Source organism: Streptomyces cahuitamycinicus (assembly GCF_002891435.1).
GTDB classification, from domain to species: Bacteria; Actinomycetota; Actinomycetes; order Streptomycetales; family Streptomycetaceae; genus Streptomyces; species Streptomyces cahuitamycinicus.
Window position 1 is genome coordinate 1 of the sequence record NZ_POUC01000660.1, and the last position, 3,044, is coordinate 3,044.

4 protein-coding genes are annotated in these 3,044 nt (G+C 74.2%); 2 read left to right on the forward strand and 2 right to left on the reverse strand.

The genetic code is table 11. The annotated features are described in order from the left end of the window. Positions 1-112 precede the first annotated feature (112 nt). A complete protein-coding gene (locus tag C1J00_RS41145) occupies positions 113-514 on the reverse strand; it encodes a hypothetical protein (protein WP_102913940.1) in 402 nt (133 codons plus the stop codon). 82 nt (positions 515-596) lie between these two features. Here C1J00_RS41145 and C1J00_RS41150 point away from each other — a divergent pair, with 82 nt between their 5' ends. After that, complete coding sequence (locus C1J00_RS41150; RefSeq protein ID WP_102913941.1) at positions 597-1,370, forward strand: MBL fold metallo-hydrolase; 774 nt, start codon at positions 597-599, stop codon at positions 1,368-1,370. Positions 1,371-1,399: 29 nt separating this feature from the next. After that, positions 1,400-2,020, forward strand: a complete 621-nt coding sequence (locus tag C1J00_RS41155; RefSeq protein WP_391126634.1) for a DedA family protein — start codon at positions 1,400-1,402, stop codon at positions 2,018-2,020. A 78-nt stretch (positions 2,021-2,098) separates the two neighbouring features. On the opposite strand, the gene C1J00_RS41160 is transcribed toward C1J00_RS41155, so the two are convergent. After that, positions 2,099-3,044: MBL fold metallo-hydrolase (locus tag C1J00_RS41160; protein ID WP_102913943.1), on the reverse strand; the 946-nt coding region annotated here is incomplete at its 5' end.

Genomic DNA, 3,044 nt, shown 5'->3' on the forward strand with positions numbered 1-3,044 from the left:
CCCAGCCACCTCACGTCTCCCGCCCGCAGTCGTCGCGGGCCCTCCCCCACAGTGTCCCAACGCCCGGCCGGGCCGTTTCGTCCCCAGGTCACGCCCCCGGCCGGAGACGACGTCAGCGCCCGTCGTAGCCGGCCGTCGGCATCGACAGCCGCCGGTGCACGCACGCCTTCATCGCCGCGTCGTACGCAGGCTCCGCATGCCCCACCGTCTCGACGCGTACACCACGGCGGGCGCACTCGGCGGTGAACTCCTCGACGGAGGCGAGCGCGCTCTCCAGTACCCGCCGGCTGGGCGCGACGAACACGTCGAGGCCGGGTCGGACGCCGTCCCACAGCGCGCCGTGGTCGGGCCGCAGTCCGCGCACGAGTAACTCCCGGCTGACCACGTAGCCCCGCTCGGCGGCCCAGCGGGCGCACATCGCGTGCTGACTGCGGGAGTCGACCAGGAACGGATCGTCGTCGAGCTCCTCCAGCGGCGTCAGACTCGCGATCGCCGTGACCCGCACCGGCACCATGGCGCCCCCTCACCTCCGGTTTCGCCGCCGACCCTACTCCTGCACGTAGGCTTCGGGGGAGTCGCGCGAAGGAGGCGAAGAAGTGCCGGTGGAGATCACCTGGTGGGGTCACGCCACTTGCACCGTCGAGGACTCGAACGTGCGCGTGCTCACGGATCCTCTGTTCGCACGCCGGCTCGCGCACCTGCGGCGCCGGCGCGGAGCCCTGCCGCCCCCGGGCGCCCCGCGGGCGGACGTGGCGCTGGTGTCGCATCTGCACGCCGACCATCTGCACGTGCCGTCGCTGATGCGGCTCGCTGCGGGCACGCGCCTGCTCGTGCCCCGGGGCGCGCGCCGGGCGGTGCCCGGTCTGCGCCGGCTCGCGCACCTGCGGGTGAGCGAGGTGGCTCCCGGGGACGAGACGCCGGTCGGTGACATCGTCGTACGGGCCGTGCCCGCGCGGCACGACGGGCGGCGGCTGCCGTTCGGGCCGCACCGCTCCCCCGCCCTCGGCTACGTCATAGCCGGCGAGGCCCGGACGTACTTCGCCGGGGACACGGGGCTGTTCGAGGACATGGCCAAGGAGGTCGGGCCGGTCGAGGTGGCTCTGCTGCCGGTGGGCGGTTGGGGGCCGTACCTGGGCGAGGGGCACCTGGACGCGGGCCGGGCGGCGCAGGCGCTGGAACAGCTGGCGCCGCGCAGTGCGGTGCCGGTGCACTACGGCACGTACTGGCCGATCGGCATGGACGCCGTGCGCCCCCACGAGTTCCATGCGCCGGGGGAGGAGTTCGTCCGGCTGGCGGCCCGGCACGCGCCGGCTGTGGCGGTGCACCGGCTCGGGCACGGGGAGAGCGTGCGCCTGGAGGTGGCGCGGTGAGCTGGTCCGCGTCCGTGGCGCTGACCGGCGTGCCCCTGCTCGCGGCGTCGTCCGTCACACCGGCGTCCGTGGTTCCCGAGTCCACGCAGCAGGCGATCGGGTATCCGACGCTCTTTCTGCTGGTGCTGGCCGGGGCGCTGGTGCCGGTGATCCCGACGGGGGCGCTGGTGAGTTCGGCGGCGGTGGTCGCCCTGCACCGGGCGGCGCCGTTCTCGCTGGCGATGGTGTTCGTGACGGCGTCGCTGGCGGCCTTCGCGGGCGATGCGGCGCTGTACTGGCTGGGGCGGCGCGGGCTGAAGTCGAGGAACGGGTCGCGGTGGCTGGAGGCCCTCCGGTCGCGGGCGCCGGAGGACCGGCTGGAGCAGGCGCAGGAGAAACTCGCCGCGCACGGCGTGGCGGTGCTGGTGCTGTCACGGCTGGTGCCGGCGGGGCGTATTCCGGTGATGCTGGCCTGTCTGCTGGCGGAGTGGCCGATGCGCAGGTTCTCCCGGGGGAATCTGCCGGCCTGTCTGGCGTGGGCCGCGACCTACCAGTTGATCGGGATTCTCGGGGGGTCGCTGTTCGCCGAGCCGTGGCAGGGCGTGGTGGCGGCCATCGCGCTGACCGTGCTGATCAGCGTGGTGCCGGGGTTGGTGCGGAGGGTTCGGTAGCGCCGTGGTGGTGTGCGGTTCTCTTCGGGGTGCGGATCATCGGGGGTTCTTCGCGCGGTTCCCCGCGCCCCTCGTCTCCTACAGCACCCTTGACGCGCCGATCGGCATGTCCCACAGCGCCTCTCGGGGCAGGCCCGCCTTCTCCCAGGCTGCCCGCACCCGTGTGAGGGGCTCCATCACCGGCTCCGCCGACAGGACGAACGTGCCCCAGTGCATGGGGGCCATCCGGCTCGCGCCCAGGTCCTGGGCCGCCCGGACCGCCTCCTCCGGGTCGCAGTGGACATCGCGGAGCCACCAGCGGGGGTCGTAGGCGCCGATGGGCAGCAGGGCCAGGTCGATGCCGGGGTAGCGGCGGCCGATGCGGGAGAACCAGTGGCCGTAGCCCGTGTCGCCCGCGAAGTAGACGCGTTGGCCGCCCTCGTCGGTGAGGACCCAGCCGCCCCACAGGCTGTGGCAGGTGTCGGTGAGGCTGCGCTTGGACCAGTGGTGGGAGGGGACGAAGTCGAAGCGGACGCCGTCCAGTTCGGCGGCCTCCCACCAGTCGAGCTCCGTCACGCGCGTGAAGCGGCGGCGGTGGAACCAGCGGGCGAGCCCGGCCGGGACGAACACCGGGGTGTCGCGCGGAAGGCGGCGCAGCGTGGGGGCGTCCAGATGGTCGTAGTGGTTGTGGCTGATGACGACGGCGTCGACGCGCGGCAGTTCCTCCCAGGGGACCCCCACGGGGGTGATCCGGGCCGGGGTGCCGAGGATCCGGCGCGACCAGACCGGGTCGGTGAGGACGGTCAGTCCTCCGATGCGCAGCACCCAACTGGCGTGTCCCGCCCAGGTGACGGCGACGGTGCGGGCGTCGACGCGGGGCAGCGGGGCCGGTGCGTAGGGCAGTCGGGGGATGTCGGCCAGCCCCTCCGGGCCCGGTCTCACCGCCCCCTCGCGGGCGAAGCGGGCCATGGCCTTCAGGCTCGGGAGCGGCGCGGTCAGCCGGTCGTGGAAGGTGCGCGGCCACACCCGCCGCTCGGCCGGCGGG

Coding starts and splice junctions, on each gene's coding strand:
- C1J00_RS41145 (WP_102913940.1), bottom strand. CDS start 514: ATGGTGCCGGTGCGGGTCACGGCGATCGCGAGTCTGACGCCGCTGGAG.